Origin of the sequence: Agrobacterium sp. LAD9 (assembly GCF_003031125.1) — a bacterium.
Classification (GTDB): Bacteria; Pseudomonadota; Alphaproteobacteria; order Rhizobiales; family Rhizobiaceae; genus Agrobacterium; species Agrobacterium radiobacter.
Map to the genome: position 1 here is coordinate 13306 of NZ_PHGS01000034.1, position 17588 is coordinate 30893.

Here is a 17588-nt window from a genome sequence, read left to right on the forward strand (position 1 = left end):
GGCTGAAAGGCCGGCTATTGTTGGAAAGGGTGGATCAGGCGCGCAGGATCAGGCCGAGGCGGTCCTCGATATCTGCGATGGCAGCGGCCTGCTGTTCGGCAGTGACGCCAGCGGGCCAGACGATGTTGGCACGGTTGAGAACCGAGAAGCGACGGGAATAAAGCAGCCCGTCAACGCGGTCCACGCCGTTTGGCGCTTCGCAATCCTTCAGGCAGACGCCGTGAACGATCTGGCTGCCGTCCGTGGCGGCCGGGTCCCATGCGATCAGCTTGCCTAGCTTGTCGCCGGCAGGCGCTTCCACAGTACCGGCGATGCGGCCGACGAGTTGGCCGAGCTTGACCAGGCGGGCGCTACCGCCAGTGCCGCCGAGCAGCGTGCCGACGCCGCGCGAGATTTCGGGATCTACTTCCTTCTTCAGCAGCGTGGACATGCCGGGGGTCTGCTGGAATTTCATGACAGGCAAAGTGCCCATGGTTCTTTCCTTTCGAAAGGAATTGGAGTTTCAGGGGTGGCGCGCGGAGCCGATCAACTCTTTTTCATCTTGGCGGCGCGGGCGTCCATGCGAGCGGACAGACCGCCCTTGGCCTGTGGCTTGCCGTTCGGATCGCGGTTCAAGTCCTGCGCATTCATCATGCGGCGCGGAGGCTGGTATTCGCCGTCGCCGGCGTCCGCTTTCGGCGCGACGGAAAGCGTTGCCTTGGCGGCCTCGACGGTGTTGCCGGCGTTGAACAGATGTTCCGCCAGCGGCTCACGGCCCTTGGCTTCATCCAGCGCCATGATGGCAGTGCGGCGTTCGAGAGCCTCTTTTACGGCGTCGTTCGCGGAGGCCGTCAGCTTTGCGACCTGTTCTTTCAGGCCATTGAGTTCCGTTTCAAGCTGCTCGGCGCGCTCTTTATCGGTCATGGTGGTTTCCTTTGGAGGGTTTGGCGTTTGGGTTTTCGGCGGATGGCTGGATGCCATCGACCATTTCTTCGTCTTCGCCAGCGCAACCAGTTTTTTGGGCGCGTGCGCAAACAGGCTGTAATCGAAGGCGGCAACAGGTTTGGACTTTTCAGTCGCGGTCGCATCGGCAAAGCCCTCAGAAACCGCTTCATCCGGTGTGAACCAGCGTTCCGCCTTCATGATTTCGCGGCAGTCTTCAGCGCTCTTTCCGGACTTTGCGGCGTAGACGCGCGCATAGGAGGTTGCCAAAGCTTCCAGCGCCTCGATTGTCTTGCTGTGTTCGCTGGAGTTACCGGATGTGAAACCGCTCGGATCGTGGATCATCATCACGGAGCCGGCCGTCATGGTGACGGTTACGCCCGCCATGGCGATCAGGGAGGCGGCCGACGCCGCAATGCCCTCTATGACAATGTTCGTGATACCGGGGCGAGCGGAAAGAAGGGCATGAATTGCAGCCCCCTCAGTCGCAACACCGCCAGGAGAATTCACATGAACATCAAGTTCGGAATCGTCCTCAATCTGCGAGAGTGCAACGATCACATCAGCGGCGGTGAAGCCATCATCATAATAATAGTCACCGACATAGCCGGTAAGCCGAAGCTTTCCGTCCTCAACAATTACTGCCATTTTGGTTTACCTCAGTAGGGCCGGAAACGACCGCTGATAGCGTGCCGCCGTATTTTGGGTTTCTCGCCGCGCGCGATCTGGCAATTGCGAAGGGCTTCGTTCAAAGCGCGCTGCACCTGGTCGAGCGAGGCGGTGGAATAGCGCATCATGTCTTCACCGAAGCGGCCTTCCGTCATCATCTCGCCGGTAAGCAACGCTTCCTCGACGCGGCGCAGTTTTACTGCGCGCGCGCACCAATCGATCTTTAGGGGATCGTCATTGTTGGCCATCAAGCGGCCTCCTGTGCTGGATCACGGTTGCCGACAGCAGCAGCCCCGAGCGGCCCGCCACCCCCGCCTTGCGAGCGGCCAAACGGATGCGGAACGCCTGCGGCTTCAAACATCTTCTTTTCGACGCCGAGCTGTTCGATCTGTTCCTCGCCATTCTTTCCGGCCTGTGCGCATTCGTCGTGGAAGGTGGATATTCCGGTTTCCAGACGAATCTTGACGGCAAGCGCCGCCTTATAATCATCGGCGGATGGTGCGGCCGGTCCGCTCCATTCAGTCTGATAGACGCTTTCGCGGTCCCGGCTGAAGGCTGCATATCCGCCCTTGAAAGGAATGATCTTGCGAAAGATCATTTCATCAAGCCAGCGCTCGAAAACACCCTGAAGGAACGGGGCAACGATCCGCGAACGCCGGCGCATGACGATTGGCCAGATGCTGGCTACGGCCATGCGGACCGACGAATAGGAGGCGTTGGAATGATCCATCGCCAGCGCCTCGTATGTTATGCCGAGGCAGCGGGCGATTTCTTTCAGGAGGCTCTGAAAGAAGGGCAGATATTGCGAACCCGGCGTTGCGGCCGTGTGCATCTCGAATTCTTCACCCGGTCCAAGATGATTTATGCGACCGGAGTCAGACATCGAAATGCCCTTGGTCTTCAGAGCATCGATACGATTGCCCCAAACATCCATCAGGTCTTGCTGCAGGCCACCAATGTATTCATCCCAATCACCATCGTAACCTTCAGGCGCTTCAATGTCGGCAAGCGTTTCAATTGCCTTGAAGGCTTCGTCACTCGGCTCCGGGCTTTTGATCGTCGCCGCGAAGATGGTTTGCATTAACGCCGTTGCCAGAGTCGCATCCGCAAGCTGGTCGGACTGCGCAATGACCTTCAGCGCCGGGGTAATAACCGAAATACCGCGCGGACTATTCAGGTTTGCGGCGCGGTCCATGACGTGGATAACGTCTGCGCCGTCAATAGTCCGATCGGACTCGATGCCGTTCTTGCGAACTCGGAACTTGTAGCCAATCGGCCGGTTGAGTTCGTCGTGGTAGACGCCCTGATCCAGCCCCTTGCTTTCGGCGGTTGTGCGCGGGCAACGATGCGACGCAAGAATGGACACCTTCAAGCCGGTCTTAAGCCCGAGGCGGCGCTGTTCATCCAAGGGCAGTTGATCGAGGATGGCAAAACCTTCACCTGACGCAAGGAAACTCAGTAACAGCGCTTCCGCCATATCGGCAATCGTCGCCTTGCCGGCGAGATCGCATTCCTTCGGGTTCCATGCATAACGCCGCCAAGCCCGCTCAACCTTGCGGCACCACGCCGAGGCCTCCTTTTTCGTATAGCCGAACGCTTCGAGCTGGGAGCGCAGGTTCAGTTTGAGTTCGTCACCGATGGTGTCGGTGATGATCTGTTGAACCGCGCCCGATATCCAGCCGCTGTTCTGCATGAAGTCGAAGGCGAGCGCCGAGGCGCGTTCTGCCGACTGGCGGACATCGAGCCGTGCATCGCGCGTAACGGCGCGGCGCATGGCAAGTGTCCCTGCCTTGTCGCCGCGCAGATACCGCGCTTCCCTCTGGCGCGCCTTCAACTGCGATGGAAGGGCCTTCAAAAGCCTATTCTTCGCTTTTGTCAGGATGCCCGGTGTCGAGATTTTCAAGAGTATGACCCCCAACGTTTGCGCTGACGCGGCTTTTTTCCGGTTGCTGGCGCTGGTTTCGTTTTTTGCTTGCTGAAGGGGCTTTCGTCGGCCAGGTCGAACAAGTCGTTGATCTGTTCCGGTTCGCCATGAAGATCACGGAGCAAATCGGCCCAGCGGTCCGTTGTCAGTCGCCGCTTGTTTTCGAGGTGCCAAGCGAGGGCGTAGGCGTAAACGGTCACGTCAAACCAGTCATTCTGGCGACCGTGAATCTTCTTCCATTTACGCCCTGCCTTTGGGCTGACCAGCTTTTTAGAGCTGCGCTTGAGACTGGTTCGCGCCTCTTCGGCCTCATCGACCAACCGTTCCGCCGTCAGCTCCTCGGCGAACTCGCTGTCGCAAAGGTTGGCAGCAAAATGGATGGTGCCGCGTGGCCACTGTTTATCCTCGCCGACGCCCTGCACCAGGTTGGCGAGAGCGGCGGTAACGGCAGTTTTCACATCGTAGAGGCCGACCGGATAAAGCAGGACTTTCGCAATCACGCGGTTGCGATGGTCCTTGATATCCTTCTTTTTCGGCGTTCCGAGCCATGGCAGGCCGATGGGTTCGCGACCATCGAGAGCAAGCACATTCGGCCGGCCGGCGCAGAACCGGTAAACGCGGTCCGTTGCCCAACCGGTATCGACACCGGAAATGTCCAAGCCCTTTTCTTTGCCGCTCGGCGTGACATAGGTCCGCGAGAGCGCGTCAGAAAGCTTGATCCAAGGTTCGTCCGACTTGTCGGGCGATCCCTCGAAAATCTCGCGGTCGATGAGGCAATACTGCCCGCGCGGGCCGATGGCATAGACGCCCCACTTGATGCCGTAGCCTTGAACGTCAGCGGCCGAGACCAGCAACGCCGCCCATTCGGGAATGACGTTGTTCGGTATGGCTTCTTCACGCGCCGCCTCAACGATCTTTTCGTGATCGATTTCCTCGCCGCCCGGATCGTATGGCAACGCCAAATCCTGCTGATAGAACGTCTTCAGCTTTGTCGTGTTGCCTTCGGCGTCTTTCCAACGCTTCCAGATTTCAGCCCATTTTTCGCGCGGTGCGTAAGCCGCCCAAAGGTGATAGCTCGGTTGCCAGTCGCGGCACCTTCCCTCTAGCGGAGGGCAGAGCCATTTCGGAAGATCGGCCGGCGCTATCGCGAGCGGTACCGGATTGTCACCTTCATGAACACGCCGCGCGATCCAGTGCGCCTGTTCTTCCATCTGGCGCTTGTGGCCATCAAGGATAGGCTCGTTACACTTGATGCAACGCATGTGGACCGGCAGGCCGCGTTCCAGATCGGGACCGCGCATCTGATCGAATTCCAGCGCCTGATAGGTGCCGCAATGCGGACAGGGCATGTAGCGGTAACGATGGTCGCCTGCCTCGAAATCTTCGGTAATGGCGCACTCGCCAGCGATGCCGGGTGTTGATCCCTGCCATTCCTTGGCAAGATCGCCGTACATCTTCTGACGTGCCCGCGCCTGATCGCGGGGACTGCCGCGACCGTCAACATCGGCCGGGTAGCCCGTGACTTCGTCCATCGCCAGATACTTGATGGACACCATCTGCAAGCCCTTGGAAGAACCTGCATTGACGATCTGGCAGAAGCCGCCGGCGTAGCGCTTGAATGCGGACGTGCTGCCTTGTTCGTCGCGGCTGTTGACCGGCATCACCTTGTGAGCGATCCGGGGCGATACCTCGATTGTCGGCTGCAACTTGATGCGGTTGAACTTCGTCGCCTCTTCCAGCGTCGGCAGCACGATCATCATCGAGCCGGGCGCTTGATCCACGATGAAGCAGAACCAGTTTTCAATTGCGGTCGATTTGCCGAGCTGGGCGGCCCAGCGGCATGTGACGCGCCGCGCCGGATGATCCGGATGCAGGCAATCTTGCGGCTCGCGAAGATATGGAACGCGATCCGTCAGGAAGTCCCCCGGCCACGGCGAACCCGATTCCGGCGACACCTTGCGATAGGCGTCGGAAAATTCGCTGATCGTCAGGTCTTCGGTTGGCCGGCTGGCGGCGGCCATCCCGCGAAACAGGACCAATGCGCCATGTATAAGCTCTGGAAACGGTGCGCGCGCATCGTGAATGGTCACTGTTAAGCCCGCCCTGATTACTCTTGCTGAACGAGTTCACCGCCTTCGGCTTGGCGCTTCAGCGCTTCAAGCTGCTTTGTCACCTGCTCATTGAAGGTCGCCAGACCGAGTTTGGCGAAGCCCTTCAGGGCGAGGCGAACGGTTCGTTCGTCCCAGCCGAACTTGAGCGAGAGCGTTGCGGCTTCCGGCTCGATGGCGCGCTCGAATGCACTTTGCATCAAGGCAACCGCATCGCGCCCGGCCTGATCGACCTCATCAACGGTGGTGAGTTCACCCCGCCGTTTGGCGAGGTCCATTTCCTTCAGCTCGGCGTCGGCGAGCGCTTTGCGTGCGTTGCCATCGGCCTGCGTTTTGTTGCGATTGTGGACATTGCCCGAGGAAGGTGCGGGGCTGGCCACGCTGCTAAACAGCGTGCCGGCCGGGGCAGAGCGGATGCGAATGTTGCCAGATCGATGTTCGACTAGGGCGATGTAATCAACCTTGTTCGACTTTCCGTCTTCGCGCAGCGGCAACGCTTCCGCGTGCTGCTTAAGGTAGCGTGAGAGCGTCGAGCGATCCACCTTGTCGCCGGATTGCGTCAATCGCGCCGCCGCTTCGGTGATGGAAATCCAGTCTTCGTCCATCAAATCCATCCGTGCAAGCGTGCGTGCATCGTGCGTGTATGCGTGTACCGCTTTTCGAAAGTGCAACTAGTGAAATCGCGCAGTACCCCTGTCCCGTATGGTCGATTTTCTTCGAATACGGTCCCTAAATGGGGGGGGGTGGGGGGGGGTGCCGCCCCTCAAAGGGGGCAGGGTCGAAGGGGGTCAGGGGACCAGCTTATCAAGCACTGCCGAAACGCGTTGATCAAGCAACGGAGCGGCGATCCGATGGAAGGCGGCGGCCGTTGCGCCCGATGACATCTCCACCGGAATGAAGACACCCGACCGGGCAAAGGTGATCTTGCTGCCCGACGAATTCAACCGGTAGAAGACATGGCCGTTGAACGCGGGAACCTCTTTGCGATCCGGGAACAGCCCGCCCCGCATGAAAGTGCCGGGGTAAAGCGTTGCCTTGCCGAATGGCCTTGCCACCACGCCAGCCGGCGTTTCCTTCGGCCGAAGATACTTGAGGCGGATGTTTCCGCCCCGCGTCGTCATATCGTAGATGTACCGACCGGGCCGAGCTGCCGCAGGATTGCCAATCGCCTTGACGATAACCTGCCGTGGCAAGCCGGTCTGTTTCGTCAGCTCACGGATGACAACCGTTTTCGAGCGGTTGCCCACCTGGTTGACGATGCGGGGCAAGACTTTCGGGAATTGCGCATTCAGCGTTTGAAGGCGCTTGCCGTACTTGGCAAGGTTTCTATCGGCCCATTTGATTGTCAAAACACCAGACATGGCCGCGCCTCCGGGAAATAACCCCTATACAAACGCAAAAGGCGACCGGTTAAGGTCGCCTTCTGAAAACATAGCTATCGCACTGACCTTGACTCGATGCCTCATGAGCGAGGCTGGCAAGGCTGGGTTTCGGACCACCTGTTCCCTGTAACCGTCTGGTTAGCTTTGGCAGCGTCTAGCGCTGGCATATGAGGGTGGCGAATCCGAATTATCCGTTGCCCAAATGACTCTCACACCTTTTTCAGAAATGCAAGAGCCAACGTAACGACGCCGACGCGATCCCCAAAACCGTCTATCCAGACCTTCGCTTTCGGTTCGCGGGAGGCCGTCACCTGCACCACAACGCAACGCTTGCCGGCGAACGGGCCATGAGTGATATCTGCCTTTGTTCCCTGCCCGATGGAGCGATCCACCGGCATGCGGCTGATATCGTTTGTTTCGTAAAGCGCCTTCAGTTTGGCCACATCGCCGTCATGGACAACATGATAACCAGCCTCGTTGCCGACAAAGTCGATCACGCCGCTTTGTTTTTTCAGGCCAGCGAAGGCGCGGGCCGATGGCAGAATGCGAACCAGCATGTAACCGGAAAGAACGGAGCGTTCGCCCTCGATTTTTACGCCTTTTTTGACCGCCTGAAAGCGTTCGCGAGGCACGTAAAGTTCAACATTCGCCCGCTTCAGGCTTTCTTCAAGAACCAGCTCCTTTGCGCTTTCAACCGCCAAACAATACCATCGTGCGTCCTTTGGCCGGTCAGCAAACAGGGACATGACAGCATCGGCAAGGCGCTGGGACGCTAGCCGCTGCCTTCGCGTTGTCTCGGTTTTCTGCCATTGTGACGGCTCATTATCCGCGCAAGCCATCGCCTGCGCCCCCGATTTTCTTCCCCGCATGCCCGTCAAACCTTGCTAATCTGTGTTTCAAATTCGGTGATAGCGGCCTCAACAGCCGTATCGAGATTGGTTTCGGCCGGATCGACAGGCGGAAAACGCATCCCCATGGGCGGCACCCATGAGAACCACGGCCAGCACCGGCGTTCGTGCAGACGTTTCCACGCGGCCAGCAGATCGCTATCAGGCGCGACCCATTGGAACCGTTCGGAAATTGGCTCCAAGAACGTCGAGCAACGCCAAGGTTCGCGCCGTCTAGCGGCAAAAAGCATGCCCTCGACAACACTTGCGCAGTAATCAACCAGCTTGTTGCGGCGGATTTCCTCGAATGACTTTTTTCCGGTATCGAACATGAGTTTTTCGACTGGCGCTAACCGGATTGGCTGGTTCGAGGCCGTCAAAAGCATTTCAAGCCAAGTCGCCATCCAGAGATTGGAAAACGATTTCGCGGGCACTTTCGCGACCGGTCCGCTGGCAGGCGGCAAATCCTTCCAAGCCTTCTTCCGCAAATAGATAGCTGGGCTATACGGCTTCACCCTGCCCTCGATCCATCTGAGATACGATGGCGTCAAGCGGATGCAGTCGCGGCGGTCCGCGTCAGTCAGTTTGTCCCATTCGGTTTTTGCCTCGTCACGGCTGTAGTCTTCGTGGCGGGGCCAAGTCGGTTTCCAGCGCTCAAACTCCCTGTTTATCCGCTTTCGCTCTGACGGCGTCAGTGCGCGCTCGCCCGCGCCTCTATCTGGAGAGTTAATTGGAGAGGTAAGTGGAGAGTTATTATAGAGGGGGCGCTCTGCCCCCACCTTATGGGGCGCTCCGCCCCCAGCTTCGGGGCGCAATTCCCCCACCTCGCCAGCACTGGCATCGTCATAAGGTGAGGGCATGATACCTCCACCTTGCTGCAATAATTCTGGATGGCTGTAGCCGTCTGGCCAGCGCGCCACATACTTCTTTTGACGCCATTTTTGACCTTTCATCCCGGCAGGCTCTACGCGGAGCCAGCCCTTTTCCTCGGCGGCTCGCAGGTGAATTCTGATTGTCTTGCGGTCGCGCCCGCTCTTTTCGACCAGATCGCCGATGGGAGGAAAGCAACGGTCGCCTTCGCGGTTCATGAATTCGGAAAGCACGCGCAGAACGTCTCGTGTGGTCGCGGGCAGATCGGAATTGCCGATTGCCCAACGCCAGCGCCACATCCGCGATTGCTCCTTTCGTGTCCTGTGTTCGTTCATTTTCAGTCCCTAAACCCCGTCATATGCTCGATTTCACCCTTTCCAGTTTTCATAATGGCGGCGCAGGTCGAGCCAACGGCCGGCCGCTTGCGCGTCGTCATTCAGTTGATTTTTGGATTTGATCGCTAGAACGCTTTTCAGCCGGGTATCGGCCGCAGTAGCGGTCTTCACCGGACCGCCCGCCGTGTTCGCCTCAAGGAAGCGCCAGAACGATGGTTCCTTGACGGTTATTGCGGCATTGGCGGCATAGTTCTTTTCCCGCGCCTTGCGCTCTTCTCGCCCCAACGCGCTGCGCAGGGCCGCAATGATCTTGCTTGCCCTTTTGCCAACATCGAGAAGCATGCGGGCGACATCGAGGCCGAGCGCGACCAGCTCGATTTCGTGTGACAAAGCATCCTTGCTGAAGGTTGCGATTATGGTCGCTTCGTCCAAGTGGCGAAACGCGACCAGGTGCACCCGGTCATTGTCGGTTTCTACTACCCACTGATCGCCGGCGAGCCGATCCGTGAGGTAGCGTACCCGCTCAACCTTCTTTTGCTCGGCCTGATGATCCCTCATGCGGCCACCGCTGCAACGGCTAGATGGTTGCAATTCGCAGCCGCGAGCGCCTTTGCAATCGGCGGGCAAACGCTATTTCCAACGCAGGAAATCTGCACTTCTTTGGAGAACGGAACCCATTCAGGACCGCCGTTGTGGCCGATCCGCGAGCGATCATAGTAGCCGTCGATCTTGTAGTCAGCAGGGAAACCTTGCGCCGTATAAAGCTCGCGAGGTGTCAGCATGCGCATGCCGATATCGACCACAACGAATGTCAGGCCGTCGATTTCCAGCGTGACGAATTCGCGTTCGTCCCAAAGTCCATGGGATCGCATGAAATCCGCCACCTGCCGCGCGCGAGCTGCTTGCGCTTCAGTGAATGGCGGAACATTGATTTCCGCCTCAAGATGAGCGTGACGCGCCTTACAGGTTGCCGTCCGCATCGGTTCATCGCCACGCGAACCTTCGCCAGTCTCGTAATAGGATTGCAGGAACGGCAATATCAGGCGGGTTTTCCCCTGCCCTTCCGGCATTACCGTGCCGCAGGGCTGCATCATGCTATGGCCGGTCGAAGTGCCGAAATCTCGCGCCACGTAGGCGGCTACGAGCTGCTGATGGCTTCCGGTTTGCGTGACCGTCGCCAACGGCGCATTCGCAGGCCGGCCGGGGTTAACCCCGCCAGCGCGCCGGCTATCGTTGTTGTGCTGGGCCATGAATGCGCAGATGACGGCATTCTGATCTTTGCCGCTGGCAGTGATGGTGTGCGCTGGCGTCTTCACAGAGCGATTAGCGCCGCCCTGCTGGGCATAGGTCAGGACAGGAGCGACAAGCGCTTTTTCCCCTCTCTTAGCGCCCGTGATAGTGCGCGCCGGCTGACCCAAATCCTCAACACGACCGCCATGTGTAAGGTTGACCAGGTACGGACGGCCGGCCCGCAACACGAAGCTGTCAAACCCACGCGCAACCCGTGCCATAGAATTGTCAGCTAGAGGGCGCTTTGCAATGACGCCGTGCTTTTCCTTGATTTCGCTGGAGGTGTCGAAAATCGAAGGGCAAGGAATGCTGTAATCAATGCAGTCACCGACGATAGGCCACGGCAGTTTGCGGCCGGCGATAACATCAGGATCATCCGGGCGGCCATGCGTCGGAACGGGCCAGACGATTGGTTGACCGTCAAAACGGATGATGATGAACAGCCGCTTCCGGATCGTCGGCGCACCATAATCGCACCCGCGCAGCTCGCGGCTTTCCATTTTGCCACCAAGCTTGCGGATAGCCTTGCACCATTTTCGATAGCTCTGCCCCTTCTTTTCGGGATCGGGCATCAGGCCGCGCGGCGTCATGATGAGCGGGCCGTAATCCTTGAATTCCTCGACATTCTCCATCATGACGACATCGACCCTGCCGCCGCTTTTCTGGATGCGCTCGATCCAGCCGGGAATGATCCAGCAGAGGTCACGAATGTTCCTCTCGACAGGCTTGCCGCCCTTCGCCTTGCTGAAATGCTTGCAGTCAGGCGAGAACCACGCCAACCCGATATGCTTGCCGCGCAAATGGTCTAGCGGGTCGATCTTGTAGACGTTTTCCGAAAGGTGGATTGTGTTCGGGTGGTTTTCTTCATGCAGCCTAAGCGCCAGAGCATTGTGATTGATGGCATAGTCTGGCGACCGGCCAAGGGCTTGCTCAATGCCGGTCGATGCGCCGCCACCACCTGCGAAACTATCGATGATGTATGGCCCGTTTGGACCGATGGCAGGAGCCGCCGCCAAAAGCGTGCTTGCGAAAAGTGCACCAACATGAGCGTTCACGCTGCACCGCCTTCCGGCGTGCCAGCCTGATTGCCCCAAAAGTCCCACATGCCATTCAGGCGAATGTCACCTTCCGCGAGACTGTCTTTGCGCTGGAAAAGCTCAAGCTTGCGCAGGTTCGGCCAGAGCCGGTCAATCTCTTGCGCGAAATAGACGGGCTTCCGGCTGTGCGGACCTTTCTTTTCCCGATAAAGGCTGCGGGGCTGTTCGCCCGGCGTCGGAGCGGGAAAATTGCCTCTCTTTCCGATAAGCAGGTGTTCGGTCTGGTCACGCAGCTCAAAGCCCATGCCCATGTCTTCCTTGTCCCAAGTCCAGACCGTGCACAGCTCGAAGCCCCACGCCTCAAGCACTTCAATTCCGATTTTCATCCGATTGCTGGTTGTCCAAAGGTAAAGGCGGGCATCGCGCGTGAAGGGCGATCTATCGCCAGCACACAGCGCCTTGATTTCATCGACCGACATGGACGGGTATTTCAAACCCTTGTCCTGCCCCGTTTCTTCGCTCCATGCGTCTTGCGGCCACGCCGGGTCCGCATAGCCCACAGCATATGCGGCGCGGGGCATCGCCATGCTGTTGCGCCGGCCGTGTTCGGCAATCGCGCCAATGAGGTTGAGGCGGCTTTCCCGGTTTTGTTTTTGCTGCGCAGTTCGAACAAGCTTGCTTTCAGCTTGGACGGCCTTGTCAGCAGCGAGGAGCGCGCGGACATAGCTTTCCTGCGCTTCGGGCGTCTCGATCTTTTTAAGATGATCGAGCGTCACCCCGTTGTTGTGTCGGGTGCCGATCAGCTGCTGAATTGCGGACTTGGAAATCTTTTCGCCACGCTCGACATCGCGCCGGATGGAACGTTCATCCCTACCAGTCGCCTCGGCAGTTGCGGCGGCAAACGACTTGGCGTCACGGACAACTTGTCCGCCACGTCCCTGCGCAGCGTTTGAGGCAAGAGCCTGCGCAACCCCTTTAGCCGTTTCCGGATACTTGATGAGATGCAGCTCTTTGCGCCGAGCCATGAACAAAGCGCGCTCGGCGACACTCAAATCGGAGCGGATAAGGTTCTCGTCAATTTCCCATAGCTCGCGATCCGTATCGTCGCCCTGCTCATGAAAGCAGAGAATGGTTGACATGCCCAACCTGGTACACGCTTCCAGACGATGACCGCCGGCGCTAAGGCGAACCGACGCATCCGCTTCATCGCCATACACCGTGATAGGGGTTTTAAGCCCAACCGCTTTGATCGAATCCATGAACGAAAGCACTTTGGCTTCATCCAGATTGCGCAGCCGGGTTCCGACGATGATCTTTTCAATGTGCCGGGCGACGGCAATCTTTTTCTTTGGTTCGAGGATCATCGGCTAGGCTCCGTCCGAACATAGTTCCCGTGATCCGACGCCTTCAGCTTTTCACCGACCCTTTTGCCTGACACACCGCGCGCAAGCATCTTTTCCGCTGCTTGCGGATGAAACTGGAAAGCCGCACCAGATATGGCGCGGCGAGCATCGACCGGGAGAGCATCGAAACGCCGCATCGTTGCGGCCTTTTCTGGATTGGGGGGAGGAAGCCGATCCGGACCGTCCATCAATGCACCCCCATGATCTTGTGCAGATAGGCTTGCCCTCGCCCTGTAAGCCGTACGATCTTGCACCGGCTTTCGTCGCTGATAAGCACATAGCCGGCCTCTTGGCAGACCTCGGCGCAATTGCGGTCGTGAAGGCGCACAAGCTGCATGCGCCCTCCCGCGTTTTTCAGCATGCGCAGAAAAGCACGGTCACGGTTGGAAATCGGCTTCTCGATAATGGGCTGGACAAGATGGGGAGACGGCGAACGGGCGGGCTTCATTCGTCACCGCCGATCAACATTTCGGCGACCTTCGCCAGGTGTTGCTTTGCCAGTCCAACAGCCTTAAGGCCCGCCTTTTTCTCAGCGGTAGTTAGATGGCCGTCAGAAAGGGCTGTTGCCAGCTCACGAACAACATCGTCGAGTACGCCGTCGAGGCGCAACAAACCCATGGGGCAAAGGCTGACTTCCGCCGAGCCGCCATCATCTTTCACCAGCGAATAACCAGCCTCGCGAGCTAGCGTAGTGAGGATGAATGGATGAGCCGAACGCCGATCAAGATCGAGAGCCAGATCGACGCGAATGAAGCTTGAAGCCCATTGCGGGTCCGGCGAGGCGTATTTTGTAAGAATAGGGCTACCAACGCCTATAATCTTCGCCGCCGAGGTGACGCCGCCAACAGCATCGTAAGCAGCCTGCGTGTTGGCCTTCAGGGCCGCTTCGGTAATCTTGGAAATTGAACGCACTGAGAAACCCCACAAAAGCAAGGAAATTAAATCTGGAAATGATTCCGTGAATGCCGCTCGCAGGCGGTGTAATCAGGTGACAGCTACAGAGTTACGGAGATCACCCGATGCGAAGCAAAGTCAGAAACCCGCGCCAGAGCAGCAGTGAGATAGCGCCCCGGCGCGGGCCGCAGCAGGCCGGGAGGAATGGCCGCGCGATTGGAATGGACGCCGCGAAGATGTGCGGACACCTTCGCGGCTGGCTGATGCACTTTAGGACTTATCGGCACCAGATCGGTGAATTCAGTAGTCATCTATCGCCACCAGCAGCCCGGTTGATTTTATTGAAGTAGCGAACGAGGTCACTTGCAGAAACCTCCCTCCCGGTAGCGTCCTCGATTAGCTCGATGTGCTGCGGACGCGGAAACGCGCGGCAAGATTCCCACTTTGAAACCATACCCTTTGACGCATTCACCAGCCGCCCAAAGGCATGCAGGGAGAGATTGCGCTCGCGGCGATATTTAGAAATAGGATGCTCCATGGATTCGAACATGTATCTAAATTCGACACAAAAGCAAGCGGGAAGCGTGTCCAACAAAGAAACATACATCGGTTTCTTTTTTAGATACAAAATGGGTATGCGTGAATGGATCAAAAAAGCGATCACTTATAAAACCGGCGATGGTTACGGATCGCAGACGGCCGTTGTGACGATGCTGGCTGAAAACTGCGGCTGGACGCCAACACGCGGCAAACTGAACAAATTGATTTCAGGCCGGCAAGAGCTAAGCGCGTCGGATATGTATGACATATCTTTAGTCACCGGATACCCCGTTCCTCCTTCGAGAACAGGCGACGAAAATCTAGACGCCTTTCTTGAACTCTATAATCGAACGCCTGAAAAGCACCGGAAAACGGCGCTGGATGCGGCTATGGTGTATATGAAGGCATCGGCTGAATAGCAGGGTTTCCGGTCCTTACGAGCATCACGAATTCCATGTCCTCGTGAATGTTTACGCTCCACGATCCACCGTAATTTTCCGCTAGCTCTTGCCTCAATTTGTCGGCGTAGACCAAGTGACCTTTTCGAGGGGCAGGCTCGGGCCGGGAGGCCGCGCTCACCATGCACATTGCCGCGACACCAACGGGTGCCTTCAACAAATTTCTTCGAGTATTCTCTTGCATTCCTATCCCCTAAAACTCGGGGTTAAGATGGAACAAAATAAGAACAGAGACAAGGAAAAAATTCCTTGTTCACAACCTAGTGTGGTTTCATCGCAAAAATTCCATGTGAAATATGATTACAATTCGAGCGTCCTAAGAAATCAAACACATAGCCGAATTGCACAATAAGTTTCGTAAAAGGATACATTTCACATTGACGAATGTATCAAATTAAGAGACATGATTGCTCCATCCCGAACCGTTAAACCTCGGACGGCAGGGCTTACCCGGATGGGCGGCGTTCCCTCGAAATGAACATTGCCGCCCATCCATCAACATCAGGATGGATCGGCAAGCATGGCATCGCACCGTATAGACCAGAAGAAGAAAGCCAGCGTCGTCAGCAAGATGGCGCAGTACATGATCGACAATCCGGACAACTGCACCCGCGAAACTCTCTTGCTGGAGTTCACCCAGGAAGAGGTTGACACCTGCCACGCGGACGCACGCGCCGAGGCCAACAGTCGCCAGAATCGCGAAGCGGCTTAACGCCCCTTCCGGTTTCCGCACCTTCGCCTGCGCAGGCAGGTGCGGTTTCCCGAAGAGACGGACAGGGCGACAAGCGATGACAGACACGAAAGAACCAAAGTTTGGCCTCGGCGGATTTCAGGCCAAGTACCTGCATCCGCTGCATTCCTTTGTAAAATATGCGCGCAAGGTCCACCCGCTCCATTTGCTGTTAGGCTCCATCCACATTGAGCCGGCCGAAAGCGGCGGCGTCTACATCATTGCTTTGACGGGGCATGCCACCGCGATAATCCACGATCCGGAGGGCTTCATCGAAGCCCCGGCAATTATCGACTTTCCGGATGCAGCCTTTGCAGCCGCGAAGGGTATCGAGATCGCGCCCATGACGTTTTGCGGTGACGACTATGACGTTACTGCACCGGAATGGCTTCAGCCGGGCATGGTCTATGTCTATTCGGCCGGCATGCACATCAGCCCGAAAATGCGCAATCCTGCATGGGCAGCATGCCATAACGAGTTTCAGCCCGCCTTGTTTTCGACGCCGAGCAGCGTTCGGGACCATACACGGGGGCTTGATTACCGACTGTCGGAAACAAAGAGCGCCGCGTTTGTGCGCGATTTCCTCGCGGCCGACCCGATCAGCGCGGATGAAATTTGCTTCAACCCGATTGTGCCGGCGCTTTTCAATCCTCTGATTGACGTTCTGCTGGGCGACCATCCGAGCGCTATACCCGTTCACAGCTTTCGTAAGGCAGTTAATTCGACAGCACCCATGCTGGTTACGCAGTTGACCGACTGCCCCGAGTTTGTCGGCATCTGGATGGCGATGAAATCCACCGAGGCCCCAGCCCCATTTCCTTTTGCGCTGAAGGCAAGTCAACCGGCCGAGGCCGCCGAAGGATGACCGCCAGCCCCAGCCGCAAGCCAAAATCGCTTTTCCGGATCACGTATCGCGATGGCGCGACGGTGACCACAACCGCCGCGACTTCGGTTCTAGCCGGCGCGCAGGCCGAGCGCCAACGCCCCGGCGCAATCAAGAGCATCAAGTTTTTGAAGAAGGTTTCCAATGGCTGATACGACGAACATTTCGTGGGCGGATATGACGTTCAATCCTTGGATTGGATGCACCCGCATCGCGCCGGCATGTGACGGCTGCTATGCGGCCCATTTGATGGAAACCCGCATGCACCGCGCCGAGTGGGGCGGGCCGGGCAAAGGCAACGGCACCCGTGACCGCACCAGCGCCGCCAACTGGCGCAAGCCGCTGGCATGGAACGCCAAGGCCGCAAAGGAAGGAACGCGCCCCTTCGTGTTCTGCGCTTCACTGGCTGACGTGTTCGACAATGCCGTGCCCGAGGAGTGGCGGCGGGATCTATTCGAGCTTATCCGCGCCACGCCGCACCTTGTCTGGCTGTTACTGACGAAGCGCCCGATGAACATTGCCAAGATGGCCGAAAAGGCCGGTGGCCTGCCGGAAAATGCAGCGATCGGAACCACGGTTGAGGATCAGCCACGGGCGAATATCAACGTGCCGGCATTGTTGCAGGCGAGCGTTGATCTATGGCACGCCAACACCCGCCCACTCTTCCTGTTCCTGTCGTGTGAGCCGCTTATCGGCCCAATCGACCTGATTTCGAGCCTCGGCGGCACGCAATGGATTGGAGGCCAGCGTGGTTGCGATGGCTTCCACCGCCACAACGGCCGCCCGGGCGAGATCATCCACGGCGTTCAGCATGACTGCAATCCAAATCATCTTCATCATCACCATGACGAACGTTGCCACACGGGAATCGATTGGATCATTGCCGGCGGCGAAACCGACCAAGGCGAACACAAGGCGCGGCCAGCACATCCGGATTGGGTTCGCAGCCTGCGCGACCAGTGCGCGGAAGCCGGCATTGCCTTCCATTTCAAGCAGTGGGGCGAATGGACGCCAGGCGAAAACGTGCCGCACAACGTGCGCGGCCAAAGGCCATCAGCACATTTGTGGGAACCTCAGCCCGCCGAATGGTTCTTTGGAAGCACCAACATGAGCGACCCGGAAGATGGCTGGGATGATGAGCCAGACGTTTACCGGATCGGCAAGGCCCACACCGGCCGGCTGCTCGATGGCGCTGAACACAGCGCCCGCCCCTCCGTCCCTGCCCTCACCCTGAAAACCACAGCAGCCTGAAAGGCG

General features: G+C 58.1%; 21 protein-coding genes. 5 read left to right on the forward strand and 16 right to left on the reverse strand.

Annotation, left to right across the window (positions count from 1 at the left end; translation table 11 throughout):
• Positions 1–34: 34 nt before the first annotated feature.
• The 16 genes from DA915_RS28275 to DA915_RS28765 form a co-directional block, all read right to left on the reverse strand.
• Positions 35–472 carry a head decoration protein gene (locus DA915_RS28275; RefSeq protein WP_107678056.1) on the reverse strand — a complete coding sequence of 146 codons (438 nt, stop codon included), beginning with the start codon at positions 470–472 and terminating at the stop codon, positions 35–37.
• Positions 473–525: 53 nt separating this feature from the next.
• Positions 526–1569, reverse strand: coding sequence for a head maturation protease, ClpP-related (locus DA915_RS28280; RefSeq protein ID WP_107678057.1), 1044 nt, complete (start codon positions 1567–1569; stop codon positions 526–528).
• An 11-nt stretch (positions 1570–1580) separates the two neighbouring features.
• Positions 1581–1838 (reverse strand): hypothetical protein, encoded by a 258-nt coding sequence (locus tag DA915_RS28285; RefSeq protein ID WP_107678058.1) that lies wholly within the window; start codon positions 1836–1838, stop codon positions 1581–1583.
• On the reverse strand, positions 1838–3445 hold the full coding sequence (locus DA915_RS28290; RefSeq protein WP_244600817.1) for a phage portal protein: 1608 nt from the start codon (positions 3443–3445) through the stop codon (positions 1838–1840). Before DA915_RS28290 ends, DA915_RS28285 begins: the two co-directional genes overlap by 1 nt.
• Before the next feature lie 44 nt (positions 3446–3489).
• Positions 3490–5604 (reverse strand): phage terminase large subunit family protein, encoded by a 2115-nt coding sequence (locus DA915_RS28295; protein WP_107678059.1) that lies wholly within the window; start codon positions 5602–5604, stop codon positions 3490–3492.
• Between the two features lie 17 nt (positions 5605–5621).
• The gene (locus DA915_RS28300) at positions 5622–6227 is read right to left on the reverse strand and encodes a hypothetical protein (RefSeq protein ID WP_244600818.1); all 606 of its coding nucleotides are present in this window, start codon (positions 6225–6227) and stop codon (positions 5622–5624) included.
• Between the two features lie 183 nt (positions 6228–6410).
• The gene (locus DA915_RS28305) at positions 6411–6983 is read right to left on the reverse strand and encodes a hypothetical protein (protein WP_107678061.1); all 573 of its coding nucleotides are present in this window, start codon (positions 6981–6983) and stop codon (positions 6411–6413) included.
• A gap of 230 nt (positions 6984–7213) precedes the next feature.
• Positions 7214–7705 carry a transcription termination/antitermination protein NusG gene (locus DA915_RS28310; RefSeq protein WP_192886696.1) on the reverse strand — a complete coding sequence of 164 codons (492 nt, stop codon included), beginning with the start codon at positions 7703–7705 and terminating at the stop codon, positions 7214–7216.
• Positions 7706–7878: 173 nt separating this feature from the next.
• Positions 7879–9096, reverse strand: a complete 1218-nt coding sequence (locus tag DA915_RS28315) for a helix-turn-helix domain-containing protein (protein ID WP_107678063.1) — start codon at positions 9094–9096, stop codon at positions 7879–7881.
• 33 nt (positions 9097–9129) lie between these two features.
• On the reverse strand, positions 9130–9654 hold the full coding sequence (locus tag DA915_RS28320; RefSeq protein ID WP_107678064.1) for a hypothetical protein: 525 nt from the start codon (positions 9652–9654) through the stop codon (positions 9130–9132).
• Complete coding sequence (locus DA915_RS28325; protein ID WP_107678065.1) at positions 9651–11441, reverse strand: DNA cytosine methyltransferase; 1791 nt, start codon at positions 11439–11441, stop codon at positions 9651–9653. Before DA915_RS28325 ends, DA915_RS28320 begins: the two co-directional genes overlap by 4 nt.
• Entirely contained in the window at positions 11438–12787 is a 1350-nt protein-coding gene (locus DA915_RS28330; RefSeq protein ID WP_107678066.1) for an MT-A70 family methyltransferase, read from the reverse strand. The genes DA915_RS28325 and DA915_RS28330 overlap by 4 nt, the downstream gene beginning before the upstream one ends.
• A 226-nt stretch (positions 12788–13013) precedes the next feature.
• Complete coding sequence (locus DA915_RS28340; protein WP_107678068.1) at positions 13014–13274, reverse strand: hypothetical protein; 261 nt, start codon at positions 13272–13274, stop codon at positions 13014–13016.
• Positions 13271–13738, reverse strand: a complete 468-nt coding sequence (locus DA915_RS28345) for a hypothetical protein (RefSeq protein WP_188110326.1) — start codon at positions 13736–13738, stop codon at positions 13271–13273. The genes DA915_RS28340 and DA915_RS28345 overlap by 4 nt, the downstream gene beginning before the upstream one ends.
• Before the next feature lie 83 nt (positions 13739–13821).
• Positions 13822–14031: a hypothetical protein gene (locus tag DA915_RS28760; protein WP_153064613.1), complete on the reverse strand. Its 210-nt coding sequence runs from the start codon at positions 14029–14031 to the stop codon at positions 13822–13824.
• Complete coding sequence (locus tag DA915_RS28765) at positions 14028–14270, reverse strand: helix-turn-helix transcriptional regulator (protein WP_153064614.1); 243 nt, start codon at positions 14268–14270, stop codon at positions 14028–14030. Before DA915_RS28765 ends, DA915_RS28760 begins: the two co-directional genes overlap by 4 nt.
• Here DA915_RS28765 and DA915_RS28350 point away from each other — a divergent pair.
• From DA915_RS28350 to DA915_RS28365, 5 genes are all read left to right on the forward strand, one after another.
• Positions 14257–14679: a hypothetical protein gene (locus DA915_RS28350; protein WP_107678069.1), complete on the forward strand. Its 423-nt coding sequence runs from the start codon at positions 14257–14259 to the stop codon at positions 14677–14679. The two genes, DA915_RS28765 and DA915_RS28350, sit on opposite strands and share 14 nt — an antisense overlap.
• 559 nt (positions 14680–15238) lie before the next feature.
• Positions 15239–15430: a hypothetical protein gene (locus DA915_RS28355; protein WP_107678070.1), complete on the forward strand. Its 192-nt coding sequence runs from the start codon at positions 15239–15241 to the stop codon at positions 15428–15430.
• Positions 15431–15506: 76 nt separating this feature from the next.
• The gene (locus DA915_RS28360; RefSeq protein ID WP_107678071.1) at positions 15507–16313 is read left to right on the forward strand and encodes a hypothetical protein; all 807 of its coding nucleotides are present in this window, start codon (positions 15507–15509) and stop codon (positions 16311–16313) included.
• Positions 16310–16483 (forward strand): hypothetical protein, encoded by a 174-nt coding sequence (locus DA915_RS29110; protein WP_192886697.1) that lies wholly within the window; start codon positions 16310–16312, stop codon positions 16481–16483. Before DA915_RS28360 ends, DA915_RS29110 begins: the two co-directional genes overlap by 4 nt.
• On the forward strand, positions 16476–17582 hold the full coding sequence (locus DA915_RS28365; RefSeq protein WP_107678072.1) for a DUF5131 family protein: 1107 nt from the start codon (positions 16476–16478) through the stop codon (positions 17580–17582). Before DA915_RS29110 ends, DA915_RS28365 begins: the two co-directional genes overlap by 8 nt.
• Positions 17583–17588 lie beyond the last annotated feature (6 nt).